27 protein-coding genes are annotated in these 24,819 nt (G+C 73.2%); 12 read left to right on the forward strand and 15 right to left on the reverse strand.

Annotated features, from left to right (window positions below):
* The first annotated feature begins 13 nt into the window (after positions 1-13).
* Complete coding sequence (locus tag R2D22_RS33825) at positions 14-1,129, forward strand: AraC family transcriptional regulator (RefSeq protein WP_318108989.1); 1,116 nt, start codon at positions 14-16, stop codon at positions 1,127-1,129.
* A gap of 92 nt (positions 1,130-1,221) precedes the next feature.
* Positions 1,222-1,842 (forward strand): signal peptidase I, encoded by a 621-nt coding sequence (lepB, locus tag R2D22_RS33830; RefSeq protein WP_318108991.1) that lies wholly within the window; start codon positions 1,222-1,224, stop codon positions 1,840-1,842.
* Positions 1,843-1,872: 30 nt separating this feature from the next.
* Here lepB and R2D22_RS33835 read toward each other — a convergent pair whose 3' ends face one another.
* Complete coding sequence (locus tag R2D22_RS33835; protein ID WP_318108992.1) at positions 1,873-2,457, reverse strand: TetR/AcrR family transcriptional regulator; 585 nt, start codon at positions 2,455-2,457, stop codon at positions 1,873-1,875.
* A 188-nt stretch (positions 2,458-2,645) separates the two neighbouring features.
* Here R2D22_RS33835 and R2D22_RS33840 point away from each other — a divergent pair, with 188 nt between their 5' ends.
* From R2D22_RS33840 to R2D22_RS33865, 6 genes are all read left to right on the forward strand, one after another.
* Entirely contained in the window at positions 2,646-3,326 is a 681-nt protein-coding gene (locus R2D22_RS33840; protein WP_318108994.1) for a DUF6230 family protein, read from the forward strand.
* A 195-nt stretch (positions 3,327-3,521) separates the two neighbouring features.
* Positions 3,522-4,001 carry a DUF6114 domain-containing protein gene (locus R2D22_RS33845; protein ID WP_318108996.1) on the forward strand — a complete coding sequence of 160 codons (480 nt, stop codon included), beginning with the start codon at positions 3,522-3,524 and terminating at the stop codon, positions 3,999-4,001.
* Positions 3,998-4,780 (forward strand): DUF6230 family protein, encoded by a 783-nt coding sequence (locus tag R2D22_RS33850; RefSeq protein ID WP_318108997.1) that lies wholly within the window; start codon positions 3,998-4,000, stop codon positions 4,778-4,780. Before R2D22_RS33845 ends, R2D22_RS33850 begins: the two co-directional genes overlap by 4 nt.
* Positions 4,774-5,283: a DUF6114 domain-containing protein gene (locus R2D22_RS33855; RefSeq protein WP_318108999.1), complete on the forward strand. Its 510-nt coding sequence runs from the start codon at positions 4,774-4,776 to the stop codon at positions 5,281-5,283. The genes R2D22_RS33850 and R2D22_RS33855 overlap by 7 nt, the downstream gene beginning before the upstream one ends.
* The gene (locus R2D22_RS33860) at positions 5,280-5,915 is read left to right on the forward strand and encodes a hypothetical protein (protein WP_318109001.1); all 636 of its coding nucleotides are present in this window, start codon (positions 5,280-5,282) and stop codon (positions 5,913-5,915) included. The genes R2D22_RS33855 and R2D22_RS33860 overlap by 4 nt, the downstream gene beginning before the upstream one ends.
* Complete coding sequence (locus R2D22_RS33865) at positions 5,912-6,613, forward strand: DUF6230 family protein (RefSeq protein ID WP_318109002.1); 702 nt, start codon at positions 5,912-5,914, stop codon at positions 6,611-6,613. Before R2D22_RS33860 ends, R2D22_RS33865 begins: the two co-directional genes overlap by 4 nt.
* A 15-nt stretch (positions 6,614-6,628) precedes the next feature.
* Here R2D22_RS33865 and R2D22_RS33870 read toward each other — a convergent pair whose 3' ends face one another.
* From R2D22_RS33870 to R2D22_RS33905, 8 genes are all read right to left on the reverse strand, one after another.
* A complete protein-coding gene (locus R2D22_RS33870; protein ID WP_318109004.1) occupies positions 6,629-7,339 on the reverse strand; it encodes a hypothetical protein in 711 nt (236 codons plus the stop codon).
* Positions 7,340-7,434: 95 nt separating this feature from the next.
* Entirely contained in the window at positions 7,435-7,929 is a 495-nt protein-coding gene (locus R2D22_RS33875) for a nucleotide triphosphate diphosphatase NUDT15 (protein WP_318109005.1), read from the reverse strand.
* Between the two features lie 108 nt (positions 7,930-8,037).
* Complete coding sequence (locus R2D22_RS33880; protein WP_318109006.1) at positions 8,038-8,973, reverse strand: universal stress protein; 936 nt, start codon at positions 8,971-8,973, stop codon at positions 8,038-8,040.
* A 25-nt stretch (positions 8,974-8,998) separates the two neighbouring features.
* Complete coding sequence (locus R2D22_RS33885; RefSeq protein ID WP_318109007.1) at positions 8,999-10,201, reverse strand: PucR family transcriptional regulator; 1,203 nt, start codon at positions 10,199-10,201, stop codon at positions 8,999-9,001.
* 351 nt (positions 10,202-10,552) lie between these two features.
* Complete coding sequence (locus R2D22_RS33890; protein WP_318109008.1) at positions 10,553-10,756, reverse strand: cold-shock protein; 204 nt, start codon at positions 10,754-10,756, stop codon at positions 10,553-10,555.
* Positions 10,757-10,981: 225 nt separating this feature from the next.
* The gene (locus tag R2D22_RS33895; RefSeq protein WP_318109009.1) at positions 10,982-11,599 is read right to left on the reverse strand and encodes a 3'-5' exonuclease; all 618 of its coding nucleotides are present in this window, start codon (positions 11,597-11,599) and stop codon (positions 10,982-10,984) included.
* 77 nt (positions 11,600-11,676) lie between these two features.
* Positions 11,677-12,342, reverse strand: a complete 666-nt coding sequence (locus R2D22_RS33900) for a GntR family transcriptional regulator (RefSeq protein ID WP_318109011.1) — start codon at positions 12,340-12,342, stop codon at positions 11,677-11,679.
* 42 nt (positions 12,343-12,384) lie between these two features.
* Positions 12,385-13,578 carry a CaiB/BaiF CoA transferase family protein gene (locus R2D22_RS33905; RefSeq protein ID WP_318109012.1) on the reverse strand — a complete coding sequence of 398 codons (1,194 nt, stop codon included), beginning with the start codon at positions 13,576-13,578 and terminating at the stop codon, positions 12,385-12,387.
* Positions 13,579-13,739: 161 nt separating this feature from the next.
* Between R2D22_RS33905 and R2D22_RS33910 the strand changes: the two genes are divergently transcribed.
* A complete protein-coding gene (locus tag R2D22_RS33910) occupies positions 13,740-14,915 on the forward strand; it encodes an acyl-CoA dehydrogenase family protein (protein ID WP_318109014.1) in 1,176 nt (391 codons plus the stop codon).
* A 4-nt stretch (positions 14,916-14,919) separates the two neighbouring features.
* Here the strand turns inward: R2D22_RS33910 and R2D22_RS33915 are convergent, their stop codons facing one another.
* Positions 14,920-15,423 (reverse strand): FBP domain-containing protein, encoded by a 504-nt coding sequence (locus R2D22_RS33915; RefSeq protein ID WP_318109015.1) that lies wholly within the window; start codon positions 15,421-15,423, stop codon positions 14,920-14,922.
* A gap of 86 nt (positions 15,424-15,509) precedes the next feature.
* Positions 15,510-16,865 (reverse strand): DUF6777 domain-containing protein, encoded by a 1,356-nt coding sequence (locus R2D22_RS33920; protein ID WP_411977109.1) that lies wholly within the window; start codon positions 16,863-16,865, stop codon positions 15,510-15,512.
* Positions 16,866-17,021: 156 nt separating this feature from the next.
* Between R2D22_RS33920 and R2D22_RS33925 the strand changes: the two genes are divergently transcribed.
* A complete protein-coding gene (locus R2D22_RS33925; RefSeq protein ID WP_318109017.1) occupies positions 17,022-18,332 on the forward strand; it encodes a streptophobe family protein in 1,311 nt (436 codons plus the stop codon).
* Between the two features lie 30 nt (positions 18,333-18,362).
* Positions 18,363-18,875 (forward strand): hypothetical protein, encoded by a 513-nt coding sequence (locus tag R2D22_RS33930; protein WP_318109018.1) that lies wholly within the window; start codon positions 18,363-18,365, stop codon positions 18,873-18,875.
* Between the two features lie 18 nt (positions 18,876-18,893).
* Here the strand turns inward: R2D22_RS33930 and R2D22_RS33935 are convergent, their stop codons facing one another.
* The 3 genes from R2D22_RS33935 to R2D22_RS33945 are packed head-to-tail and all read right to left on the reverse strand — an operon-like array spanning position 18,894 to position 23,261.
* Entirely contained in the window at positions 18,894-19,910 is a 1,017-nt protein-coding gene (locus R2D22_RS33935; RefSeq protein ID WP_318109020.1) for a serine/threonine-protein kinase, read from the reverse strand.
* On the reverse strand, positions 19,910-20,698 hold the full coding sequence (locus tag R2D22_RS33940; protein WP_318109021.1) for a hypothetical protein: 789 nt from the start codon (positions 20,696-20,698) through the stop codon (positions 19,910-19,912). The genes R2D22_RS33935 and R2D22_RS33940 overlap by 1 nt, the downstream gene beginning before the upstream one ends.
* 37 nt (positions 20,699-20,735) lie before the next feature.
* Positions 20,736-23,261 (reverse strand): FHA domain-containing protein, encoded by a 2,526-nt coding sequence (locus R2D22_RS33945; protein WP_318109022.1) that lies wholly within the window; start codon positions 23,259-23,261, stop codon positions 20,736-20,738.
* A gap of 89 nt (positions 23,262-23,350) precedes the next feature.
* Here R2D22_RS33945 and R2D22_RS33950 point away from each other — a divergent pair, with 89 nt between their 5' ends.
* Positions 23,351-23,986 (forward strand): TetR/AcrR family transcriptional regulator, encoded by a 636-nt coding sequence (locus R2D22_RS33950; protein WP_318109023.1) that lies wholly within the window; start codon positions 23,351-23,353, stop codon positions 23,984-23,986.
* On the opposite strand, the gene R2D22_RS33955 is transcribed toward R2D22_RS33950, so the two are convergent.
* Positions 23,955-24,761: a class II aldolase/adducin family protein gene (locus R2D22_RS33955; RefSeq protein WP_318109024.1), complete on the reverse strand. Its 807-nt coding sequence runs from the start codon at positions 24,759-24,761 to the stop codon at positions 23,955-23,957. The genes R2D22_RS33950 and R2D22_RS33955 overlap by 32 nt on opposite strands.
* Between the last annotated feature and the right edge of the window lie 58 nt (positions 24,762-24,819).

The raw sequence follows: 24,819 nt of genomic DNA on the forward strand, positions 1-24,819 counted from the left end.
GAGGGGGACGTCCATGACCCCGGCACTCGACACCGTCCACGCCGCCCACGAGCAGGACCCGGGCATGCCGCCCCGGTCGGTGAGCATGCACCACGTGCGCGCGGTGCTCCTCGGCGCCGAACGGCAGGGCATCCCCGTCGCGCCGCTGCTCGAACAGGCCGGCATCGCGGCCGAGTCGCTCGACGAGGACCGGGCGCGGGTGTCACCGGAGCGGTTCTCACGGCTGGTCAGGGCGCTGTGGGCGACGATGGAGGACGAGCTGGTCGGCTTCGGGAGGCTGCCGAGCAAGGTCGGCACCTTCGCGATGATGGGCCACGCCGTCGTGCACGGCAGCGCCGACCTGCGCTCCGCGATCCGCCGCGCCCAGGCCTTCTACGCGCTCTTCCCGGCCGGACCGAGGTTCCGCCTCGTCGAACCCGCGGGAGCGGACGAGCGGGCCGCCGCCGTCGAGTTCGACGTCTCCGACTACGAGGACCCGCTGCACTTCGGCACCGAGACCACCCTCGCGGTCGCCCACCGGTTCGCGAGCTGGCTGATCCGGCGAAGGATCGCGCTGCGGCGCCTGGAGTTCGCCTACCCGGCGCCCCCGCACGTCCTGGAGTACGACCTGCTGTTCGGCGCCCCCTGCGTCTTCGACGCCCCGCGCACCGCCGTCGTCTTCGACCGCGCGCTGCTCGGCGAACCGGTGGTGCAGGACGCTGCCGACCTGAAGGCGTTCCTGCGCCGGGCGCCGTGCGACATCCTTGCCCGCATCGACTACGGCGGCACCCTGGCCGCGCGGGTCCGGCGGCTGCTCGGGCAGGCCCTGCCCGGCGCGCTGCCCGCGCCGGAGGCGGTCGCCGAGCGGCTCTCGGTCAGCCCGCAGACGCTGCGCCGCCGGCTGGCCGCGGAGGGGACGTCGTTCCAGCAGGTCCGGGACCACCTGCGGCGGGATCACGCGATCGCCGCACTGGCCGGCGGCACGGCCTCCATCGAGGAGCTGTCGCACCGGCTCGGCTTCTCCGAACCGAGCGCCTTCCACCGGGCGTTCCGCCGCTGGACAGGTTCGACGCCGCGGTCGTACGGGAGCGGTCCGGAGTCAATCAGACCGAGCGGTACGGTCACAGGAGCGGAGGCGCTCGCGCCCTAGGGTCCGGGCATGAACGAAGTACCGAATGTCCGGGTCGGTGGCGCGGTGTCCGTCGCCCCGGCCGAGCCGGCGGGTTCGCCGGGCGGGCGCGGATGACGGCCCGTCGGGTGGTCGGCGGGCTGTTCGGCGCGGCCCTGGTGCTCGCCGCCGTCGGCGTGGCCGCCGTCCTGACCCTGAGCGTCCGGGTCGACGGGCACAGCATGGAGCCGACCCTGCGGGCGGGCGAACGGCTGCTCGCCGCACCGGACTCCGGCGGTGAGGTCCGACGGTTCGACGTGGTGCTGCTGCGCCCGGCCGGCCGTGAGGCCCTCGTGGTCAAGCGGGTGATCGGCGTGCCGGGCGACCGGGTCGGGATCGTGTCGACGCCCCAGGACCCGTACCAGGTGCTGCTCCAGATCGGCGGCGCCGGCCCGACGTACCGGGTCACCGACCCGGCGTGGACGGAGCGGGCCCGGCGGACCGGCAACTGCTGCTCCGAGGCGGGCCTGCGCTCGGCCCGACCGGAGATGCGCACGGTGCCGGCGGGGGCGTTCTTCTTCCTGGGTGACAACCCCGACCTGTCGGACGACTCCCGGGCCTACGGCTGGGGGGACGTCCGCCGGGTCACGGGCCGGGTGGCGCTACGGGTCTGGCCGCTCGCCGGTCCGCACGAGCTGGGCAACCGGCCGGGACTCGTCCCGGTGCACGAACCGGTGGCGGTGGCGGGGCCGTGAGCCCGCCCGGACGGTTCCGAGCGACGGGGGTCAGCGTGCCGCGCCGAGGGCGATGCGTGCGACGCTCTCGGCGATCCACTCCGCCGACTGCTCCGGGGTCGCGGCGGCCTGCACGATATGACTGGCCGTCAGCCGGATCGCGGCGTCGACGGCCAGCTCCCGCGAGCGGCCGTCCACCTCGGGCCAGGACTCCGCGACGTACGCGTCGAGCGCCGCCGTGGCCGTGCCGAACACGGCGTCCGGCCGGGTCGTGAGCACCGGGAGCAGGTCCGCGTCGGTGCTGGAGAGCAGCGCGCGCACCAGCGGATTGCGCGCGGCCAGCCGGAGGCAGAAGCCGACCGCCGCGCCGACCGCGGTGCGCAGGTCGTCGTGGTGGGCGTCCAGGCTCTCCTGGATGCCGACGAGACAGCGCTCCAACTCGCGCTGGAACAGGGCCTCGCCGAGCGCCTCCTTGGAGCTGAACTCGGAGTACACCGTCTGCCGGCTCACGCCGACGGCGGTGGCGAGGTGGGCCATGCGCAGTTTGTCGAAGCCGTCCGCCGCCGTCGCCTCGTACGCGGCGTCCAACAACCGCTCCCGCAGGAGCGTCCGCACCGTCTCTCTGAACCTCGCCATTGGCCAAGCCTAGACCGCCGCATGAGCCGACAGTCAGGCAGCTTCTGACCAATCTATTGACGGTCTATCTCAAAGTGTCTAGCTTCCGAACAGGCAGCCTGAATCTGTCAGTCTGTCAGTCGGGTCGGCCGGCTGCGACACATCCCCTGCCTGCGCCAGGAGCGCAGGACGACGGTTGGAGAGAGCAAATGCAGAACGAGACCAGAGGCGTCACCCGCTGGCGGAGATCCGCCTGCCTCGCGATTCCGGCGGCGGCGGCCATCGGCGGCATGGTGACGGCGATGATGCAGGGCGCGCTCGCCGCGAACCTGTCGCTCACCAGCGTTCCGTTCAAACTCAGTTCCAAGACCGTGGCCGCGCCCAACGGCATCGGCGCCGTGATGCACACCGTCGACGCGGGCGGGGCGAAGACCGCCGCCGAGGTCGGTCTCGCCAAGGCCGGTCTGGACGGCATCTGCGTCCACGCCACGCAGTCGGTGAACCTGCCCGTCGTCGGCAACCTGGGCACCTGGTCGCTCAACATCTCCTCGCCGGCGGCCGCCACGCCGCTGACGCCCGACCAGCTCGCCTCGGGTGCGGGCCTCCAGGCCAACAAGCTCATCCTGGACGCCCAGTCGCTGAAGGCGGCCACGGCCACCCTCAACGCCAGCGACACCACACCGAACGTCATCGGTGCCGCAGCCGACGGCGCCAACATCAAGACCACCGGCATCCAGGACGGTACGCCGGGTCAGTTCGGCCTCGACGCCACCGGCGGCCGGACCGACATCAAGAACCTCAACGCCGACGCCAACGGCGCCACGATCGCCGGTGCGATCACCCTGCCCGACCTCGCGATCGGAGTCGCCCACGGCGACAGCGGCTGCTGACGCCTGAGGAACAGCGCTCCGGGCGGGGTCCGCACCACCCCGGCCCCGCCCTCCCCCCACCGTCACACAGACCCGCGACCCCACGGTCACGCACCGCACGGCGCCCCACCGTCACCGCACCGCACGGCGCCCCACCGTCACCGCACGGCACGGTGTCACCTCACCGCGCCCACCCCGTCTTCTGCGAGGCACGCCATGACCACCGACACGGCACCACCCGTCTCCCGACCGCGCCGAGCGCGCGCCGCGTTCCGCCGCTGGCGCTACGCCCGCCCCTTCTGGTCGGCGATCTGGACCGGCCTGGGCGGCTTCATCATCTTCTTCCTGCCCCTTGCCCCGCTCGGCAAGATCCTCCAGGTCGGCATCGGCGGCATCGCCGGCATGGCCGGCGGCATCGTGCTCATGGCCATGGCCCTGCTGACGCTGCTGCTCCCGAGCCAGCGGCACACCGCCGGCATCATCGCGGTCGTCGCGGGCGTCGCCTCCTTCCCGCTGTCGAACCTGGGCGGCCTGTTCATCGGGATGATCCTCGCCGTCCTGGGCGGCTCGATGGCCTTCGGCTGGATGCCGAACAAGCCCCCGAAGAAGTGGCGGCGATTCCGCCGGCTGCCCGCCCCGGCCGATGCGGCGTCCGCCCCCGACCGCCCCCTTGCCCTCCCTGGAGAACCGGCATGACCTCCCCCTCGCGACCCGGCTCCGCCGGTCACCGACTCGCCCGGCTCCGCGCGGCCGGCGTCGACGGCGCGGCGTCCTGGAACCGGCGCATGCTCGGCACGGCGCACGACGGCACCCGGCGCGGCACCCGCTGGGGCCGCGGCGCCTTCGCCCTGGTCCCCGCTGTCGTGGCGGTCGGCGCGCTCGGCGCCGCCATGCAGCAGGGCGCCCTCGCCGCCAACTTCAGTGTCACCGGTGAGCCGTTCACGCTCACCTCCAACGGCGTCTCCGGCACCGGCTTCGGCGCGATCGTCAACACCCCGGCGGTGGGCCACGCCGACGGCACGACCACGACCGACACGGGCATGGCGCGGGTCGGTTTCGCCAGCGCCGGTCTCGCCGGACTGTGCGGCATCGTCCACCAGGACATCGCCGGACTGCCGTACTCGCTGCTGCTGACCGCCGGCCAAAGCGTCACCCTGCCCGCGCCGGCCACCCTGGCCACCGACATCCCCGCCTCGGACCTCTACTTCCAGGCCACCGAGCTGAAGGCCAGCGGCTCCACCACGCTGGAGAACGCGGTCATCGGGCAGTCCGCCGACCAGGTCATGGTCGCCGGCAAGCCGCTGACGGGCGCGCTGCCCGGCGGGTTCGGGCTCGGCTCGGCCGGCGGCCAGGGCGGCAGCTCCGTCAAACTGGTCGGCCTGCGTGCCACGGCGTACGACGCGGAGATCGCGGGCTCGCTGGTCCTGCCGCAGCTGACCATCCGGGTCGTCGGCGGAAAGGCCACCGCATGCTGACCGAGACGGCCCAGGCGGACACGGCCCCGGCCGACACCGTGCCGACCCGCCGCGCGCTTCTGCGCTCCCTGGGGCGAGGCGCCCTCGCGGCATGGGCGTGGTTCGGAGCGTTCCGCCGCACCCGGCCGTTCTGGGGCGGGGTCTGGCTGGCCGCGGGCGGCTGGAGCGTGCTCAAGTTCTCGCTCAGCTCGCTGCAGTTGATCGTGGACACCGGCTTCGGCGGCGTCGCCGGCTATCTGGTCGGCGGCGGGATGATCCTGTGCGGCGTCATCCCGATCGCGCTGCCCGCCCAGCGGTACACCTTCGGGCTCATCGGCGTCGTCCTCGCCGTCGTGTCCCTGGTCGTCTCCAACCTCGGCGGCTTCCTCGTCGGCATGGTCCTCGGCGTCCTGGGCGGCTCTATGACGGTCGGCTGGGGCGCCAAGCGGCCGCGCCGCCGCGACCCGAAGGCGGCGGTTGCTGACGGCGACCGGCAGGCGGCCGTGCCGGAGGACGACCGATGAGCCGGAGCCCCCGTACACCCGGCCGCAGCCCCTGGCGCACCGGCCTCGCGGTGACGGCCGTCATGGTGCTCGCGGTCGGCACCGCCGTGGGCCCCGACGCGCTGCGCGCCGCCGCGCTCCCGGCGGCCGACCCGGTCCCGCTCGGCGTGCCGTTCTTGCCGAGCACCAAGCCGCTGAACGTCACCATCGAGAGCATGGTCGCCGTCTCGATGACGGTCGAGAAGAACGTGACGATCCGGCTGGCCGACGGGTCCACCCGGACCACCACCAAGTACACGTTCACCAAGCTGCAGATCCGCGACCACATGCACGTCAGCCAGGTGGCGGACGGCCACACCGTCACCATCGACGTCCCCGACACCGGTTCGCTCGGCGGCTACGACAGCGCGGGACAGCCGGAGACCACCACCATGTGGGGCGACATCGACAACATCTGCGTCCGCGTGCTGCTCAAGATCTGCGGGGTGCAGGGACTCCTCGACTTCTTCGGCTCGCTCATCCCGCTCACCGCCGGGGCCGAGGACTTCGCCGGCCGGATCTACGCCATCCGCACCATCGACGACCACGCCGAGCTGAGCTCGACCGACAACCCGGTCCACCTCCCCGGGACCATCACGGTGACCATGCCATGAACCCTGACGACCCGTCGTACGAAGGACGCACCCACTGGCGGCGCAGTCTGCTGGTCGCCGTCCCCGCGCTCGCCGCGGCCGCCGGCGTGGGCGCGGCCATGTCCACCGGAGCGCTCGCCGTCGGTCTCCAGGTGCAGAACCAGCCGGTGCAGATCGCCACCAGCAGCCTGTACGGAACCCAGTACGGCGCCGCCGTCGTCGACCAGACGTACGTGAAGCCGGACGGCACCACCGCCTCCAAGCGGGTGCTGCGGATGGGCTTCGCCGACGGCGTCATCAACGGCCTGTGCCTGAGCCAGCCGCAGAAGATCATGGGCGTGGACTACACGCTGCTGCTCAACCTCGGGGACCAGAACCCCGGTTCGTGGGAGATCCGGACGAAGAACACCGTGCTCGACCTCAACCAGGCCACCGGGGTCCTCGACATGGACGGCATCGTCAGCCTCAACATCGACGGCAGTGACGTGAAGACGGTCAAGGACGCGGCCGGCAACCTCGTGGACAACCCGTTGAACAGCCCGCCCGACCGGTTCGGGATCCAGGCCCGGTACGCGAAGTTCGACCGGATCGTCGGATCGGCCCAGGACCTCCAGGTGCCTGGCCTGCTCACCGCCCCCTCGCTCTCCATCTCCGTGAAACCGGGCACCGTCCAGTGCCCCGCTCCCGCCGCACCGACGGGCACCCCCGGGACCCCCTGAGGGCAGGACGATCACCTACGAGCCGGCTGGGTTCGGTTCGAACGCCTGGAAGCAGACGGCTCGGCCGGCGCTGCAGATCTCGGCGTCCCTCGGGAGGTGGACGGCCTCCGGGAACTCATAGGTCACAAAGGTCATCGTCCGGCCCGAGGGAAACCTCAGCGTGGCTTGCTGCACCGGGGGCGCGTGCTCCGGGGTGCCGTTGGTGAAGGCGAAGGAACCGCGGGTGTTCTCGACGACGCTGACGGTGAGCCACAACCGGTGCGGCTCCGACTGGATGCCGAGGCCGTGCGGAGCGGCTCTGCCCACGTGCACGTATCCCTGAGGCTTCCGCTTCGCCGCGAGCTGGAAGCACTCCCGGTCCGATCCCCGCTCGCGGATCGACACCAGGCAGTACGTGTCGGCGTCCGGCATCCAGGCGACGTCCCCCGTACCCGCCGGCCGGCCGCGCCGCAGAACCGCCAGCTCGGAGCTCGCCGGAACGGCCTTGTCCGCAGGGAGCAGCGCTGTCTTCCAGAACGCCTCGACCAGCCGCGTGTCCGCCGCGGTGATCTTCGCGGCCCCCAGTGGCTCGGCAGGGCCGGGCTCGGCCGGCTCAGGAGTACCGGAGGAGGCGGGCGAAGCGGAAGTGGGGGAGGGATGGGGAGAACCGACAGGAGGGTCGGCCTCCGTGCAACCGGTCAGCATGAGGAGCAGGACGCCGACACCCGCGAGAAACCCGTGCTTCATCGATCACCCCCCGGTTGCGGAGATCATAGCCCGCGACCGGGGACAGGCACCGCTCGTACGGCAACGGGCTTTTGAAGAGCCCCCGTTCGGCCCGGTCACGCCTCGCGGCGGACCGCGTAGCGGTGGAACGGGCCGTTCTCCAGGGGGAGTTCGGGGCGCCAGATCTTCAGGGCCTGGCTCGACGGGACGAACAGCGGCGCCGGCAGCGCGTCGGGGGCGAACCACTCCCACCGTCGCATCTTGTCCGGCTCGGCCACGGCCGGCGTGCCGCGGTGCGCCCCGACGACCGTCACGGCCGTCATCCGGGTCAGCGCGGCGCCGTTCGGCGTGTCCAGCAGGATCGCCACGACCTCCACGTCGTCCGGGTCCGCCTCCAGCGTGGTCTCCTCGGCCAGTTCGCGAGCCGCCGCCCGCTCGATCGACTCGCCCGGATCGACCTTCCCGCCCGGCAGCTCCCACACCCCGGTCGGATGCAGCCCGAGCAGCACCCGCCCCTCGGGGTCCGTGACGATCACGCCGGCGCCGAGGGAGGCCTGCGCGGCGGGCGCCTGGAGGTTGCGGTGCGGTTGGGCCTGCTCGGCCGGGGTCATGGGGGCTCCTCACGGTGCGGACGTACGACGACGAGCCCTACAGGTACTACAGTCCGCACCCGACTCGTGAACCCGGCCCCGCGCACCCGGACCTGGCCGGCGGCCCGTTCAGCCGGCCGCGTGCTCCTCCGGGGCGGCCGGGACCACCGCGACCGGGCACTGGGCGTGCTGCAGCACCGCGTGCGCCACCGAACCCATCGTCAGCGACCCGGGGCGCAACCGGCGGTGGTGGCGGCCGACCACCACCAGAGCGGCCGTGGCGGAGTCCTCGACGAGCCGGCCCGCCGCGTCCATGGGCGCGACCACCCGCACCACCTTCACGTCGTGGTACCGCTCGGTGAACGGCCCGAGCCGGGCGGCCTGGTGCTCATCCGCCTCCTGCTCGAACTCGGGCCGGTCCGGCTCGGGCACGTCGGTCAGCGGCACCACCGGGGCCGGCGGCCCGACCATCAGCAGCGGCGACGGCGGCACCGGATACGCCGTCACCACCTCCAGCGCCACGCTCCGCCCCCGCGCCTCCTCGAAGGCGAAGGCGACGACGGCGTCCGCGGTCTCCTCGGGATGCAGGCCGAGCAGCACCCGTCCCGCCTCCGGTCGTTCTGTGAGCGCGGCGGCCCGCGCCTCGTGCGGTACCACGACGACGGGGCACGGCGCCGACGAGGTGAGCGAGCGGCTGGTCGAGCCGAGCAGCAGGCTGGCGAAGCCGCCGCGGCCGCGGGAGCCGACGACCAGTACCCGGGCCCGGCCGGCCTCCGCGACCAGCGCGTCGGAGACCGAGCCGTCGAGCGTGGCGTACTGCGCGCGCACGCCGCCGTCGGCGTACGCCTCCACCTGCCGTTTGGCCCCTTCGAGCACGGCGTCGACGATCTCCGGGTCCTGGCCGAGGGAATGGATGCGGGCCAGGCCCACCTGGAGTTCCTCGGGGCTGACGTGGACGACGCGCAGCTCCGCGCCGAGCCGGTGGGCTTCGCCGAGCGCCCACTCAAGGGCCCGGTGGCTGTGCTCGGATCCGTCGACGGCGGCAACGACAGGGAAATCGCTCATGAGCCGACAATACGGGCGAAATCACTCAGAGGCGGAGCCGGCAGCGGGCGGTGAGCGCCAGCGACAGCTCGACGACGTCCGCCGGACGGGTCAGCGAGCGCCCGGTGAGCTGTTCGAGGCGGCGCAGTCGGTTCAGCACCGTGTTGCGGTGGCAGTACAGCCGGACCGCGGCGCGCTGGGCGCTCCCCTCGCAGTCGAGCCAGGCGCTCAGCGTCCCGATCAGCAGGTCCCGGTCGCCGGGATCCAGTCGGAGCACCGGGCCGAGGACCCGCTCCGCGAGCGTGGCGGCGAGCGCGGGGGAGGAGGCCAGCAGGGCGGCCGGGAGATGCTCGTCGAGCAGGACGGTGCCGCCGTCCGGAGGGCAGGCGCGCAGTGCGACCTCGGCGAGCCGGCGGGCGTCGCCGACGGCGGCCAGTGTCTCGACCGGGGAGCCGATCCCGATGGGCGTCCCCGGCGGGCCGTGCAGGCTCCGCGCCAGAGTGCGGAGCGTGCCCTCGGCGACGGGGACGAGGCCGTACGCGGTGTCCCCGTCCGCGTGCCACACGATCCGCGGACCGCCGTCCGGGGCCGCGTTCCTGAGTGCCAGGACGTCTGCGCCGGTGGCCGCTACCACCGCGTACGCACCCTCCACGGTCAGCCCGAGCGCGGCCGCGACCTCCGGCAGATCGGCGATCCGGGTGGTCCCGTCCAGCAGCGCCGCGGTCATCCGCCGCAGCCGGTCGTCGGGACCGCCGGTCGTGCGCCGGGCGGCCCGGCGGTGGGCGTCCGCGACGAGGGTGCAGTGCTCGTCGACGAAGTTCCAGACGTCGGCGGCGACATGGACCAGCAGCCGGACGTCGTCGGGGTCGCGGCGCGCCGTCTCGTCGACCAGCTCCTGCCAGACCATCGCGCCGCCGAGCCGGAACGCCTGGAGCACCGCGTCGAGCGGCAGTCCCCGCGCGGCCCACGACGCGCCGACCTCGTCCGCGCACCGGCGGGCGTCCGGGCGCGAGGGTCGCCCGGGCCCCATGAGCGAGCGGACGTGGTACCGGAGGGACGCCCGCACCTCCTGCCGTACGCCGGACGGGTCGGCGGCCAGCGCGGCGCGGTAGGCGGGCTGCTGGACGGTGAGCGCGGCGAGCAGGCGCTCGCAGAGCCCCGGCAGGTCGGCCATCAGGACGTGGGCGGCCCGGTGCAGCGCGGCCACCGCCTCCACATCGACGGGCCGGTCCTGTACGGCATGCAGCATCGCGTTCCTCCACCGGCGTCGGTCGGCTCGCTCCCGGCACGACGCCCCGTTCCCGCGGACCGCCGTGGAACGGAAGAATGACATACCGGCTGGTCGGTTTCTAGGGGGCGGACGTGTCCGGTTCGAGCGTCCGTCGCTCCTGCGCGGGGCGCACGTCGTCGAACATTCACCTGGCCCGCGCCGGGGTGACAATTTCCGATTATCCGATGAGAGGCGGGTGGGAATGGGGGAATGTGTGGCCGGAAACACGCGGAGAATTTCTCGGAAGAAGCCGGGCCCTGCAGCCGCACAAAAACGGAGCCGGGGCCCGCACCTGGAGGTGCGGGCCCCGGCTCGTTCAGCGCTGTGGGGTCAGGCGGAGACGATGTTCTCAGCCGTCGGGCCCTTCTGGCCCTGCGCGATGTCGAAGGTCACCTTCTGACCCTCCTGCAGCTCACGGAAGCCGGTCGACGCGATGTTCGAGTAGTGCGCGAACACGTCGGGGCCGCCACCGTCCTGCGCGATGAAGCCGAAGCCCTTTTCCGCGTTGAACCACTTCACGATGCCAGATGCCATGTCTAATCTCCTTCGGGGCATTCCGGCGTTCCCACTTTGGGAGCGCCGTGTCGCCGCGATGATCGCCCCGTCCGGAAGAACCGGAACCACCGAAGTGCTCTCATGACCGCGAAGGCAGAGGAACATCTGAAGTATTTGGGAACCACAACTGCAACAAGGTTCGACAGTAGCACGAAAATGAGGAACGTGCGGCGGGAGATGTTTTTCCGGTCGTTCCCGGGATTTTCAGGGTGCGGATTTTCCGGCCGGGTGCGACGGCCAGGCGCCGCGCCCCACCACGTCGAGAACCAGCGCCGCGATGTTCCAGGCGTCGTCCTCGCCCCGGTGATGCCGGCCCTCCAGGGGGAGGCCCGCGACGGCGAGGGCCCGTGCCATGCCCGGGCGCTTGCGCAGGCCGTAGGCCTCGGTGAAGACGGCCTTCGCGTTGGTGTGGACCCGGCCGAACGGGTAGGGGACCTCCGTCGCCCGGCACTGCCGGGTGAACTGGTGGCGGTCGTAGTCGCCCCAGCTCGCCCACGGCCGCAGGCCCGACCGGTGCTCACGCGCCAGCAGCCGACAGGCGTCGGCGAACGGCAGCCCGCCGTCCACCTCCTCCTGGGTGAGCCCGGTCAGTTCCGTGCAGAAGGCGCTCACCCGGGACCTGGCCGGACGGACCAGGATCCGGTGCCTGCCGAGCCGGCGGCCCGCCGCCAGGTCCACGACCGTGAGACCGATCTCGACGATCTCGCTCACCGCGCCGGGCGGCGGCTGCCCGTCCCAGCAGGTGGCCTCGACGTCGACCACGTTCAGCAGCCCGTCGTCGGGCGTGTCGGCATACGTACGGCCGAGGTCAGGGAGATTCATGCGGCCGAGCGTAGAGAGCCGAACCGCCGCCCGGCATCCGGATTTTCCGCGGCCGGTCCCCAACGGCCGACGGCCCGTCAGCCCAGGTCCAGGACCTCCCGGAGCGCCGCGACCGCGTGCTCCCGGTGCAGATCGAGGAGGCGGACCGCCTCCTCGGCGTCGCCCGCGCGCAGCGCAACCACGACCGCGTCGTGCTCGTGCTGCACCCGCTCCCGGTTGGGCCGCTCCGCGTAGTACAGCGACCGGTACGCGTCCGTCGCGTCCCAGAGCGTGCCGATCAGCCGGACGAGCCGCGGCATCCCCGATGCCTCCACGATCGCGAAGTGGAACCGCCGGTTCGCGGCGGCCATCTCCGCCACGTCCCCCGCCTCGCCGGCCCGCTCCACCTCGGCCTGTGCCTCTTCCAGGACGTCCGCGAGGCCCGGCCCGGAACGTGCCACCGCCTCCCGGACCGCCTCCCCCTCCAGGAGCGCCCGGATGCGGTAGACCTCCTCCAGGTCGGCCAGGGACAGTTCGGCCACGAAGTAGCCGCGGTGCGCGTGGTGGACGACCAGACCCTCGCCCTCCAGGATCTTCAGTGCCTCCCGCAGCGGCACCCTGCTGACGTCGAGCCGCGCGGCCAGGGCGTCCTGCCGGATCGGTTCGCCCGGGCGCAGCTCCCCGCCGGTGATGGCGCTCCGCAGTTCCGCCAGGACGAACTGCTGGGCGGTCGGCGGCCGCCGCCTCTGCACCGCGCTGCTCATCGCCTCTGACCCTCTCTTCGCCGTCGTGACCTGCTCATCTTCCTATGGCAGGGGATCTTCCCCGGGTACGAGGCCCAGCTCCGCGAGGAGCGCCTCGGTGTGCTCGCCGAGCCGGGGCGGCGCGCTGCGGTAGGAGGCGGGCGTGGCGCCGAGACCGATCGGGTTCGCCACCTGGCCCGCTCCGGCGCCGTCACCGTCCCCGTTCCCGGGGACGCGCGCGCCGAGGCCGAGCCGGTCGGCCAGGTCGAAGGCGGCCGCGAGGTCGTTGATCGGTCCGCACGGCACGCCGGCCGCCGTGAGTTCCTCGAACCAGGCGTCCGCGGTCCGCCCGGCGAGCGGTCCGGAGAGCGCGGCGACCAGCTCGTCGCGGTGCGCGACCCGGGCCGTGTTGGTGGCGAACCGGGCGTCGTCGGCGAGAGCGGGCAGGCCGAGCCGGCCGCAGAGCGTGCGGAACTGGCGGTCGTTGCCGACCGCGAGGACCAGCGGGCGGTCCTGCGCGTCGAACACCTCGTACGGGGCGATGCTCGGGTGCCGGTTGCCCATCGCCCGCGGCACCACCCCCGCGCCGACGTACGCCGACGCCTGGTTGGTGAGCGCGGAGAGCAGCGAGCCCAGCAGGGACACCTCCACCCGCTGGCCCTCGCCGGTGCGTTCGCGGTGCCGCAGCGCGGCGAGGACGCCCATCCCGGCGTGCAACCCGGTGATCACGTCGACCAGCGCCACGCCCGCCTTGGTGCCCCGGCCGTCCGGCTCGCCGGTGACGCTCATCAGCCCGCCCATGGCCTGCACCAGCAGGTCGTAGCCGGGCAGGTGGGCGCCGCCGTCGGCGCCGAAACCGGTGACGGAGCAGTACACCAGGCCCGGGTGGAGGGCGCTCAGCTCCTCGTGACCGAGGCCGAGCTTGTCCATCGTGCCCGGGCGGAAGTTCTCCACCAGCACATCGGCGCGCGCGACGATCGCCCGCGCCGCCTCCAGGCCGCGCGGATCCGTCAGGTCGAGCGCGACCGAGCGCTTGTTGCGGTTCACACCCAGGAAGTACGTGGCCTCACCGTCCGCGAACGGCGGGCCCCAGGCGCGGGTGTCGTCGCCGGACCCGGGCCGCTCGATCTTGATCACGTCGGCGCCGAGGTCGGCGAGCAGCATCGTCATGTACGGGCCGGCGAGCACCCGGCCGAAGTCGGCGACGACGATCCCGGACAGCGCGCCCGCGCCCGTCCCCTTCTGGTCTGCCGCCATCCCGCTCACTCCTTCGCCCGGTCCGTCCGTCCGCCCCGCGAACGTACGCAGCCGAGAGCCCGAATTCAATACTGGATCCAAAATCCGATCTACGGCTAGTCTGCCGTCGACCGGGAGCCGCACGGACCCGGCGGTGCGTCCACAGCCCAGGAGGCCGGAACATGAAGTCGTCGCCCGTCCACCCCTTCGACCTGCTCGCCATCGACGGCCTGCTCACCGACGAGGAGCGCGAGATCCGCGCCACCGTCCGGGCCCTGGCGGACCGCGAGCTGCGCCCGCACGTCGCCGGCTGGTTCGAGAGCGGCGAGATCCCGGCCCGCGAGCTCGCCCGCACCCTCGGCGGCCTCGGCGTGCTCGGCATGCACCTGGACGGCTACGGCTGCGCCGGCACCAGCGCCGTCGCGTACGGCCTGGCCTGTCTGGAACTGGAGGCGGTCGACTCCGGGCTGCGCAGCCTCGTCTCGGTGCAGGGCTCCCTCGCCATGTACGCGATCTGGAAGTACGGCTCCGAGGAGCAGAAGCAGCAGTGGCTGCCGGGCATGGCCGCGGGCGAGACCATCGGCTGTTTCGGGCTGACCGAGCCCGACGCGGGCTCCGACCCGGGCGCGATGCGCACCCGCGCCAAGAAGGATGGCGACGACTGGATCCTCGACGGCACCAAGATGTGGATCACCAACGGCTCCGTCGCCGACGTCGCCGTGGTGTGGGCCCGCACCGACGAGGGCGTGCGCGGCTTCCTGGTGCCCGCCGGGACCCCCGGGTTCAGCGCCCCGGAGATCAAGCAGAAGCTCTCGCTGCGGGCCAGCGTCACCAGTGAGCTGGTCCTGGAGGGCGTCCGCCTTCCGGCCGACGCGATGCTGCCCGGCGCGCGCGGCCTGTCCGGCCCGCTCGGCTGCCTCAACGAGGCCCGTTTCGGCATCGTCTTCGGCGCGCTGGGCGCGGCCCGGGACTGCCTGGAGACGGCGATCTCGTACGCCGGCGACCGCGTCGTGTTCGAGCGTTCCCTCGCCTCGTACCAGCTGACCCAGCAGAAGCTCGCGGACATGGCCGTGGAGCTCGGCAAGGGCATGCTGCTCGCGCTGCACCTGGGCCGGCTGAAGGACGCCGGGCGGCTGACGCCCGAGCAGGTCAGTGTCGGCAAGCTCAACAACGTCCGGGAGGCGATCGAGATCGCCCGGCAGTGCCGCACCATCCTGGGCGCGAACGGCATCACTCTGGAGTACCCGGTGATGCGGCACGCCAACAACCTCGAGTCGGTGCTCACCTACGAGGGCACCAGCGAGGTCCACTCGCTGGTCGTCGGCAAGGCGCTGACGGGCGAGGCGGCCTTCCGCTGAGGCGTCAGGCGGTGACCTTGGCGAGGAACGCGTGCAGGTTGCCCATCGCGCGGGCCACCTTCTCGTCGACCGACAGGGTCTCCTCCTGGCGGCCGGCCCGCAGCCTCGGCTGCCGCTTGCCGCGCACGTACAGCGAACAGGCGAGGTCCGCGCAGAGGTAGATGCCGACGGTGTTGCCCTCGCGGCCCTTCGTCCCCGCCAGCGGCGCGGCGAGCAGTGTGACGCCCGAGGCGGCGTGACCGGTCAGGCATACCTGGCACGCGCTGGACCTGACCGCGCTGGTCCGGCGCGTGGCCGGCACGCGCAGCGTGACCCCGAGCGGACGGCCGTCCTCACCGGGCACGACGACGTGGGCGCGCAGCGGCGCGCCGGGGTCGACCCAGCCGAGGAAGTCGAGGTCCTGCCAGGGGGTCTCCGCGAAGTCCAGCGGCAGGCGCAGGCGGGCCGCCTCGCCCTTGGTGCAGTTCACGAAGGACGCGCGGATCTGTTGTTCGGTGAGTGGTTCCACTCGTCCGACCGTACACACGCCCCCGGGGCCGGTCATCCGAGTTTCGGACGGCCGGCCCCGAGGGCGTGGCGGTCTTGCGCGGGGTGTCAGAGCGTCGGTCCGAAGAACGACGCGTCCGGGCCCTGGGCCGGGGACGAGCTGCCCGGTCCGGCGTCCGGGGAGACCGGCGAGGACTCCACGCCCGCCGACTGGTCCGTCGTCGTGCCGTCGGAGGGCGAGTCGGGGACCACCGGCTGCGGCGGCGGGCTCTCCGGGTCGGGCGTCACGGGCGAGAGCGTGTCCGGCGACGCCGAGCTGGGCGGCGCGAGGGACGACGGGCAGGGCGACTGGGACGGGCCGAGGGACTGGGAGGGGTCGGTCACCGTGACGCACGGCACCGGCGAAGAGGGCGGGGGAGAGGACTTGGTCGGCGAGTCCGACGGCGACACGGACGGGGAGGCGGGCGCCGTCGGCGGGGAGGTCGGCTTGTCCGTCCGGCCGTGGTGGCCCGGCTTGCGGGTGAACCACGCGTCGTCGTCCGGGTCGTAGATCACGAAGATGTTCACCACGGTCACGGACGGGGCCACGACCACCACGTTCTGCGCCTGGTAGCCGGGCCAGGCCGTGCCTGTCGTCTTCGGCGCGGTCTTCTGCGGGACCGGCGTGGTCAGTGGGTTGCCGCAGGCGCACCGCACGCGCGGCACGCCGCGGTCGTCGACCATGACCGCGGTGCCGGCCTGCAGCACCGCCTGGTACGCGGTCGGTCCACCGTCCTTGTAACCGTGGTTGGTGACCCGTGTGTCGACCCGCAGCTGAAGCGGCGTCAGTCCGCGCAGGTAACCGGGCACGGCGGACTCCGAGATGCCGAGCACCGAGGCGAAGGCCTTGTTCTTGGCCGGCTCCGCCGCCAGGAAGTCGATCTGCTGCTGGACGTTGCAGCTCGCCACGTTCTTCGTGCCGCCGTACAGGCCTTCCGCCGAACCGGACACGCTGCGCGTCACGTTCGTGCCGGTCCCCCCGGTGGGGGCGGGCAGCGTCGCGGGGGACTGTGCGGTGTCGGGCTCGCGCGCCGAGGACTTGGTGAACGGGTCCGGCCCGGCGGCCGACGCCGACTGCAGGAAGACCTCGCCTCCTCCTCCGCCGGCCTGGTCCCCGCCGTCGTCGGACCGGGTGAGGACGACGGCCAGGACCGCCGCCGCCACCAGCGCCGCGGTGATCGCCGCGATCTTCGGCACGGAGCGCCACCACGGGCCCTCGCCGCCGCCCCGCCCGCCGCCGGCACCGCCGCCCCGGCCGCCGAAACCGCCGCCACCGTCCGAGCCGCCCGAACCGCCCCCCTGGCCACCGCCGTAGGGCGGCCCGGAGGGTGGCGGCGGACCGGACGACCCGGGGCGTGAGGAGGGACCCGACAGAGGGCCCGAAGGGGGACCCGTGGGACGGCCGGACGGCGGTTGGGAAGTCACGTTTTTCCCTTTCTTCCGTTCCGCGCCAATGTGCGCCCCGTCCGGGAGAGCCGCAAGCGGACGGGACGCCCCCTGACCCGGCGGGCTGACACCGGGTGACCCGTACGGGCTCCTCCCGGCGGGCGCCGCGCCCCCGCTCGCCCTAGCGTGGTCAGGGTGAGCAGTCAGCTCCCCACGGCGCGCGGGGCGCCGGCCGGTACCGGGCACATCGCCCGCGACTGGCTGGACGCCCTCGTCGCCGTACTAGCGGGGATTCTCGCCATGGCCGTCGTCGCGGCGCTCGGTCTGTGGGCCGCCGGCGCCGACGAACTGCCGGACGGCGGCTTCCCGAGCGTCGTCGCGGCCGTCGTCGTCATGGCCGCGGGCGGCCGGATCGACCTCTCCGGAGAGGCCGGCGCGCTGGCCGGCACCAACGCCGACCTCACCGCCATGCCACTCAGCGTCACCCTCGTCGGCGCGCTGGTCACCGGCATCGTCTTCCTGCGCCCGCTGCGCCACCACGCCGTGGCGAGCACCGGTGAGCTGCTCGCCCGCGTCGCCCGTACGACGCTCCTGTGGCTCGCCGCCCTCGCGGGCGTCTCCGCGCTCGCCCGGCACGACTTCCCCATCACGGCTCCGACCGGCGGGGACACGATCACCGACATCTTCGGCGAACTCCTGGACGCCACCGATCCGTCCGTCGGCTTCCGAGCGGCACTGGGGCCGACGCTGGGCTACGGGCTGCTGTGGGTGCTCGGTGTGCTCCTGGTGGCCCTGCTGGTCTCCCGGCGCACCCCGCTGCCCGCCCGGATCGTCCGGTACCACGCGATCGTGCGCCCAGCCGCCTCCGCGATGCTGCTCCTCGTGCTCGCGTACGTCGCCATCGGCCTGGTCGTCGGGATCGTGGTGGCGGCGACCCGCGGTCACGCCGCCGAGACGCTCGCTGTCGTCCTCCTGGGCCTGCCCAACGTCAGCTGGCTCGCCCTCGGCGTCGGCATCGGCGGCTCCTGGGACGGCAAGGTCGACGGCCCCTTCGGGCTGCCCATGCCGCACGTGCTGGACGAGGTGCTGCGCGGCAAGGAGACCACCACGCTGGACGTCTCCGCGCTGGCCGAACAGGACGCCCGCGCCTGGTGGCTGATCCCCGTCGCCGCAGTGCTGCTGATCGCCGCCGCCTTCGTCATGGCGGCCCGTTCCCCGGCCGGGGTCCGGATCTGGCAGCACGCCCTCCACTGCGGCATCGCCTTCGCCCTCACCCTCCTCGTCGTCGCGCCGGTCACCCACGTCTCGGCCCACTTCGGCCTGTCGGTCCTCGGCATCGGCGACATCGAGGGGTTCGGCGGCGAGGTCGTCCTCGATCCCCACGTCTGGCAGATGGCCGGCCTCGCCCTCCTGTGGGGCCTCGTCGCCGGCTTCCTCGGCGCCCTGCTCGCCTCCCGGGTCCACCGCCGCGGCGAGGTCCCGCAGGAGACGACCCGCGGCGGCTAGGCGGCGGTCCGAGAGCGGCTGGAGGCCGGAATGTCCCGACCCGCAGACGCCGCGGCCCGGAGGGCCGAGCGGCGCGAGCACGCCGACTACACCGGCGCCGTCTACGGATCCATGCTCGCGGCCTCCGTCGTCGTCGGTGCCGGCAGCCTGGGCGAGTTCCCGCGCCTGGAGCTCATACTGCTGCTTCTGCTCACCGGCGGGGTGTTCTGGATCGCGCACGTGCACGCGACGCTGTTCGGCGAGCGGCTGGCCCAGCGTTCCCTGAACCGCCGGATCGTGGCGCGTGCCTGCCGGGACGAGTGGCCGATCGTCAAGGCGGCGGTTCCGCCGACCGTGGCGGTGGCGGTCAGCCCGCTCCTGGGTCTGGACATGCCGGGCACCCTCTGGCTGGCGCTCGGGGTCGCGATCACCGGTCAGGTCGGCTGGTCCGTCGCCGCCGCCCGCCGGGCCGGGGCCGCATGGCGCGAGGTCGCCATCACCGCCACCGTCAACCTGCTCCTCGGCCTGCTGATCGTCACCTTCAAGCTGGTGCTGAAGCACTGACCCCGAAGACGGCCGACGTCAGCCGGGACTCCTCTCCGGCCGCTCCACGATGCCCCGGAACACCGGCTGCGCCCAGCGCGGCGGTTCCGGAGGCGGCTGGGGGCCCTGCGGGGCGGGCGCGGCGGCGGGGGCAGCGACCGCGGGCCTGCCGGACTCCAGGGCCGTACGCAGCGCGAAGACGAACTCCAGGCAGGTGCCGTACCGCTCCTCCGGCGCCTTCGCGAGGGCCTTCGCCAGGACGGCGTCGGCCGCCTCGGGCAGCCCCGGGCGCTCGGCGGACAGCCGGGGCGGCGGGTCGTACTGGTGGGCCCAGAGCAGGGCCATGTCGTCGTCGCGGCGGAACGGCGGCGCACCGGTCAGCGTCTCGAAGACGACGCAGCCCAGGCTGTACACGTCGCACCGGCCGTCCACCGGGCGGCCCGCGATCTGCTCAGGGGCCACGTAGTCCAGCGTTCCGACGAACTGCCCCACCGTCGTGATCCCGGTCAGCGACAGGGACTTCTTCGTCAGGCCGAAGTCCGCGAGGTACACGTGCTCCGGGTGCTCGCTGTCGGTGCCCTCCGCCACCAGGATGTTGCCCGGCTTCACGTCCCGGTGGACCAGGTCGTGCGCGTGCGCCGCGTCCAGCGCGGACGCGACCTGCACCGCGATCCGGGCGGCCTTCGCCGGCGGCAGCGGCCCCTCGCGGTCCAGCACGGCGCGCAGGTCCTGCCCGGGGACGTACCGCATCGCGATGTACAGCACGCCCTCCGTCTCGCCCGCCTCGAACACCGGCACGATGTGCGGATGGTCGATCGCCGCGGCCACCTTCGACTCGTGCGCGAAGCGCTTGCGGAAGGTGTCGTTGCGCGCCAGTTCCGGCGCGAGCAGCTTGAGCGCGACGGTGCGGTCCAGGCGCAGGTCCCGTGCCCGGTACACCACCGCCATGCCGCCCCGGCCGAGTTCGCCCTGGACCAGGTAGCCCGCGATCTTCTTGCCGAGCAGGCCGGTGTCCCGTCCGGCCGGGAGGTCGGTGCCCCGGGTCGCGCCGGGCATCACTCGTCACCCCGCTCGGCCGACCGCCCGCCCTCACCCGCTGCGTCCGCGACGTCCACCACCCGAGTCGGCTCGGGCGGAGCCGGCGCTCCCGGCGTTCCCGGCGCGACGGGCGGTACGACCTGGGTGGCTTCGGGATCCGGCGGCGACAAGTCCGTCTGGGGTACCACCTGGGTGGCCTCCGGCCCAGCCGCTGCCGCCTCCGGCACCACCTGCGTGGGCCGGTGCCCACCGGCCGCCGGCTCCGGGGCGGGCTCCGGCGCGGCCTGCCCGGCCGCCGCCGGGCGTCCCGAGGTCGCGTAGGTGGCGAGCGCGGCCCCGTCGCAGTACACCCAGCGCTCGTGCTCGGCGTCGAAGAGCCACAGCGACTCGCCGTCCACCACCATCCCCACCCGCAGCCCGCGCGTCCGCCGCCGGAAGGTCTCCCCGTCCGAGCGGCCCGCCGCCAGCTCCTCCGCCGCCCGCCGGAACCGGCCCAGCGAGTCCTCCGCACGGGCGATCAGCGGGCGCGGGTCGGCGGTCCGGGCGGCCGGCTGACCGGCCGCCGGCGGGTCCTGCGGCACCGCGATCAGCAGCCGTCCGTCCACCCACGCCGACCAGCCGTTGGAGCAGACGATCTGCCCCCAGTCGCCCACCCGGTCCACCAGCTGCACCGGCAGGAACGCGTCGAGCGGGTCCGTCGGCAGCGACGGATCGGGCGCCTCCCAGGCCGGCAGCCCCTCGCGCGGCACCACGTGCGTCGGCCGGAAGTCCGGCAGGACCGGCGGGTCGGAGGGGACGGAAGGCACGGAGGGGACGGGAGAGCCGGGAAATCCCATGGGCCGCCTACTTTCGCATGATCACGGGTTCGTGCCGGCGGAGCAGCCGCAGCACCACCACGCCGAGGACGAGGCAGATCGCCACGAGCATCCCCATGTCGAACAGCCATGCGCCCGCCGTGTGCGCCATCAGAGGGTCCGCGGTCTTCTCGTTCGGCGCGACCTTCCCGATGTCGATGGTCGCGCCCATCGCGGCGAACGCCCACCGCGACGGCACCAGCCAGGCCAGCTGCTCCAGGACCGCCGTACCGCGCACCTTCAGCAGCCCGCCGCAGAACACCACCTGGACGATGGCGATCAGGACGAGCAGCGGCATCGTCACCTCTTCCTTGCGGACCAGCGCCGACACGAACAGGCCCAGCATCATCGCGGTGAACGACAGCAGCGCGACGGCCAGCGTGATCTCGATCAGCGGAGGCATCAGCACACCCTTGCCGTCCGGCACGTTCAGCGGCACGCCGATCAGGGCGACCAGCGTCAGCACCACGGCCTGGACCACCGTGATGACGCCGAGGACGACCACCTTCGACATCAGATACGCGGAGCGCGACAGGCCGACGGCTCTCTCCCGGCGGTAGATGGTCCGCTCCTTCACCAGCTCGCGGACCGCGTTCGCCGAACCCGTCAGCACCCCGCCCACACACAGGATCAGCAGCACGTTCATCGTCGACTCGGGGCCGAGACTGCCCTCCGACAGGGCCCGCGCCATCGCGCCCATCACGAACGGCAGCGCGACCATGACCACCAGGAAGGTCCGGTCGGCGCTGAGCGCGGCCGCGTACCGGCGCACCAGCGTGCGCAGCTGCGCGCCCCAGCTCTGCGCCTTCGGCGGCGGCGGGGGTGCCGCGGCCGCGCCCGTCCCCTCGGGCAGCCGGGGCCGCTCCATCGCGTCCGCGACGTACTGCCGGTGGAACCGGGACGTCCGGTACTGCCCGGCCCAGTCGCGGTCGCGGTCGGTCTCGAACGCCTCGAACGCCTCCGGCCACTGCTCGAAGCCGAAGAAGTCCAGGGTGTCTGCGGGCGGACCGTAGTAGGCGATCCTGCCGCCCGGGGCCAGCACCAGCAGCCGGTCGCAGACGTCCAGGCTGAGCACGCTGTGCGTGACCACGATGACCGTGCGGCCGTCGTCGGCGAGTCCGCGCAGCATGTGCATCACGGAGCGGTCCATGCCCGGGTCGAGGCCGGACGTCGGCTCGTCCAGGAACAGCAGCGACGGCTTCGTCAGCAGTTCGAGTGCCACGCTGACCCGCTTGCGCTGGCCGCCCGACAGGCTGTGGATGTGCTGGTCCGCCCGCTGCTCCAGGCCGAGCTCGACGATCACCTCGTCGACCCGGGCGCGCCGCTCGTCGCGGCGGGTGTCCTCGGGGAAGCGCAGCTCGGCGGCGTACGCGAGGGCCCGTCGCACGGTCAGCTGGAGGTGCAGGATGTCGTCCTGCGGTACGAGTCCGATGCGCTGGCGCAGCTCCGCGTAGTCCCGGTAGAGGTCGCGGCCGTCGTACAGGACGGTGCCGTGGTCGGCCGGCCGCTGGCCGGTCAGCGCGCCGAGCAGGGTCGACTTCCCGGCGCCGCTCGGGCCGACGACGGCGAGCAGGGTCTTCTGGCCGACGGGGAAGGACACGTCGTCGAGGAGGGTCTTGCGGCCCTGGTCGACCGTGACCGCGAGCTCCTGGACGTCGAGCGAGACCTCGCCGGTGTCGGTGAACTCCACCAGCTGGTCGCCGATGAGGCAGAACGCGGAGTGACCGATGCCGACGATGTCGGCGGCGGTGACCCGGGCGCGTACGACCGGACGGCCGTTGAGGTACGTGCCGTTGTGGCTGCCGACGTCGTAGATCCAGTACGTGCCGTCCGGGTGGGCGCGCAGCTCGGCGTGCCGACGGGAGACGACGAGGTCGTCGACGACCAGGTCGTTGTCCGGGCCGCGGCCGATCCGGACGGTCCGGGTGGGCAGCGGCCGGACGGAGGTCGGCTGCCGGAAGGTACCGGTCGCCGCGGGATGCGAGACGGAGGAGGGCTGCGGCGGGGCGGCGGGGGTGGGGGCGGGCTCGGGCTCGGCGGCGTACGGCTGCGGGGCCGGGGGCGTGTACGGCTCGGGTTCGGGCGCGTACGGCTCCGGCTCCTGCGTGTACGGCTCAGGCTCGGGTGCGTACGGCTCCGGGGGCGGCGGTTCGACCGGTGCCGGTGCCGGTGTCGGCGGGGGAGGGGGCGCCGGGGTGTGTCCGGACAGCACCGCGCGCGGGCCGTCGTCCGGATGGCCGAAGCGGATGACCGTACCCGGGCCGACGCCGCTGACCCGGACGCGCCGGCCGGCCGCGTACGTCCCGTTCGTGCTGCCCTCGTCCTCCAGCGTCCAGTGGTCGCCGTCGGCGCGCAGCAGCGCGTGGTGCCACGACGCGCGGGCGTCTGCCAGCACGACGTCACTGGTGGGGTCGCGCCCGATGCGGTAGACCCGGCTCGGACTCATCACTGTCGCGTCCCCGTCGATCTCGAGGACCAGCTCGGGTGCGGCGGGCGCGACGGGCCGCTCTCCCATGCGTGAATTTTATCTTCCGGGTCCGATCCGTGCCTGGGAGAGCCGCCGGTATCGTGGGCCGCCGCGGCGGCGGAGACGAGGAGGGCACTGTGCCGAAGGGTGTGACCGGACGGCGTCCGCGTACTCGCGCCGCGCTGCTGAAGGCGGCGCTGGAGACCTTCGCGGAGCAGGGCTACCACGCCTCGTCCATCGAGCAGATCTGCGAGCGCGCCGGATTCACCCGCGGGGCGTTCTACTCGAACTTCAGCAGCAAGGACGAGCTGTTCCTGGCGCTGTTCGACGAGCACAGCGAGCGGACCGTCGCCCGGCTCGCCGCGGCCGTCGACGAGCTGCCCGCCGAGGACTTCACCCTGGCCGGCCTCGCCGGCCTCGCCGCCCGGATCGAGCCGGACGAACGGGACTGGTACCTGGTCACCACCGAGTTCACGCTGTACGCGATCCGGGACCGCCAGGCCGCCTGGGTGCTGGCCCGGCACGACGCCCGGCTGCGGGCGGAGATCGCCCGCGGCCTGCGGTCGGTGCTGCGCCGGGCGGGCCGCGAACTCACCGTGGACGCGGACCGGTTCGCCCGGCTGCTGGTGGCATGGCGCGAGGGCGGCCTGGCACAGAGCTACGTCGAGCCGGAGGAACTCCCGCCGGGCGCCCTGGAGAAGGAGTTCCTGCCGCCGCTGCTCGCCGCACTCACGGAGCCGGTCAGTCGAACAGATCCGGGTCCGACGCCGTGATCTGATCCCAGAGCGGCCGCGCCTGGAACCAGCCCGCCAGGTGCGAGCCGATCTGGCCGCGGGTGATCAGGGCGGTCTCCCGGTCGATCAGCTGCGGGGTGCCCGCTGCCATCGCCAACAGCTGGGCCTGGCAGGAGCGTTCCATGGTCACGAACCACCAGACCGCCTCCGCGACCGAGTGGCCGACGGTCAGCAGCCCGTGGTTCTTGAGGATGACGGCCTTGTGGTCGCCGAGCGCCTTGGCGACCCGCTCGCCCTCCTCGGTCTCGTTGACCACGCCCCGGTAGTCGTCGTAGATCGCGTGGTCCTCGAAGAAGGCGCAGGCGTCCTGCGTGATCGGATCGAGCGGGATGCCGAGGCTGGAGAAGGCCTTGCCGTGCAGGGAGTGCGAGTGCGCGGCCGCGACGGCGTCCGGGCGGGCGGCGTGGACCTGCGAGTGGATGACGAACGCGGCCCGGTTCACCGGCCGGCGGCCCTCCAGGAGGTGACCCTCGTGATCGACCAGGATCAGGTCGGACGCCTTGATCTGACCGAAGGCCATCCCGAACGGATTGACCCAGAAGGCCCGCGGGTTCTCCGGATCGCGGACCGTGATGTGTCCCGCGACCCCCTCGGAGAACCCGAAGCGGCCGAACAGCCGGAATCCGGCCGCGAGTTGTTCCTTCCGGTACTGACGTTCCTCCTCGACGCTCTCGAACGTCGGCGGCAGCGGAAGCGTCACCCCCTCCGGCATGGGGCCGACGGCGGCGGCGAGGGCGGCGGGCACGGTGCTCATGGGCGCTCCAGACGGGAGGGGTGCACGGCGCGGCAAAAGATACAGACCTGTATCCGAT

This window comes from Streptomyces sp. HUAS YS2 (assembly GCF_033343995.1).
Lineage (GTDB): Bacteria > Actinomycetota > Actinomycetes > Streptomycetales > Streptomycetaceae > Streptomyces > Streptomyces solicathayae.

Excerpts from the sequence above, each read along its gene's own strand:
- R2D22_RS33935 (WP_318109020.1), bottom strand. The coding sequence starts at position 19,910 with ATGCCCGGCGCGACCCGGGGCACCGACCTCCCGGCCGGACGGGACACC.
- R2D22_RS33945 (WP_318109022.1), bottom strand. The coding sequence starts at position 23,261 with ATGGGAGAGCGGCCCGTCGCGCCCGCCGCACCCGAGCTGGTCCTCGAG.
- R2D22_RS33875 (WP_318109005.1), bottom strand. The coding sequence starts at position 7,929 with ATGACCCCGGCCGAGCAGGCCCAACCGCACCGCAACCTCCAGGCGCCC.
- R2D22_RS33850 (WP_318108997.1), top strand. The coding sequence starts at position 3,998 with ATGACCTCCCCCTCGCGACCCGGCTCCGCCGGTCACCGACTCGCCCGG.
- R2D22_RS33895 (WP_318109009.1), bottom strand. The coding sequence starts at position 11,599 with ATGAATCTCCCTGACCTCGGCCGTACGTATGCCGACACGCCCGACGAC.
- R2D22_RS33835 (WP_318108992.1), bottom strand. The coding sequence starts at position 2,457 with ATGGCGAGGTTCAGAGAGACGGTGCGGACGCTCCTGCGGGAGCGGTTG.
- R2D22_RS33930 (WP_318109018.1), top strand. The coding sequence starts at position 18,363 with ATGTCCCGACCCGCAGACGCCGCGGCCCGGAGGGCCGAGCGGCGCGAG.
- R2D22_RS33910 (WP_318109014.1), top strand. The coding sequence starts at position 13,740 with ATGAAGTCGTCGCCCGTCCACCCCTTCGACCTGCTCGCCATCGACGGC.
- R2D22_RS33890 (WP_318109008.1), bottom strand. The coding sequence starts at position 10,756 with ATGGCATCTGGCATCGTGAAGTGGTTCAACGCGGAAAAGGGCTTCGGC.
- R2D22_RS33955 (WP_318109024.1), bottom strand. The coding sequence starts at position 24,761 with ATGAGCACCGTGCCCGCCGCCCTCGCCGCCGCCGTCGGCCCCATGCCG.
- R2D22_RS33885 (WP_318109007.1), bottom strand. The coding sequence starts at position 10,201 with ATGCTGCATGCCGTACAGGACCGGCCCGTCGATGTGGAGGCGGTGGCC.
- R2D22_RS33840 (WP_318108994.1), top strand. The coding sequence starts at position 2,646 with ATGCAGAACGAGACCAGAGGCGTCACCCGCTGGCGGAGATCCGCCTGC.
- R2D22_RS33855 (WP_318108999.1), top strand. The coding sequence starts at position 4,774 with ATGCTGACCGAGACGGCCCAGGCGGACACGGCCCCGGCCGACACCGTG.
- R2D22_RS33825 (WP_318108989.1), top strand. The coding sequence starts at position 14 with ATGACCCCGGCACTCGACACCGTCCACGCCGCCCACGAGCAGGACCCG.
- R2D22_RS33905 (WP_318109012.1), bottom strand. The coding sequence starts at position 13,578 with ATGGCGGCAGACCAGAAGGGGACGGGCGCGGGCGCGCTGTCCGGGATC.
- lepB (WP_318108991.1), top strand. The coding sequence starts at position 1,222 with ATGACGGCCCGTCGGGTGGTCGGCGGGCTGTTCGGCGCGGCCCTGGTG.
- R2D22_RS33900 (WP_318109011.1), bottom strand. The coding sequence starts at position 12,342 with ATGAGCAGCGCGGTGCAGAGGCGGCGGCCGCCGACCGCCCAGCAGTTC.
- R2D22_RS33880 (WP_318109006.1), bottom strand. The coding sequence starts at position 8,973 with ATGAGCGATTTCCCTGTCGTTGCCGCCGTCGACGGATCCGAGCACAGC.
- R2D22_RS33865 (WP_318109002.1), top strand. The coding sequence starts at position 5,912 with ATGAACCCTGACGACCCGTCGTACGAAGGACGCACCCACTGGCGGCGC.
- R2D22_RS33845 (WP_318108996.1), top strand. The coding sequence starts at position 3,522 with ATGACCACCGACACGGCACCACCCGTCTCCCGACCGCGCCGAGCGCGC.
- R2D22_RS33870 (WP_318109004.1), bottom strand. The coding sequence starts at position 7,339 with ATGAAGCACGGGTTTCTCGCGGGTGTCGGCGTCCTGCTCCTCATGCTG.
- R2D22_RS33860 (WP_318109001.1), top strand. The coding sequence starts at position 5,280 with ATGAGCCGGAGCCCCCGTACACCCGGCCGCAGCCCCTGGCGCACCGGC.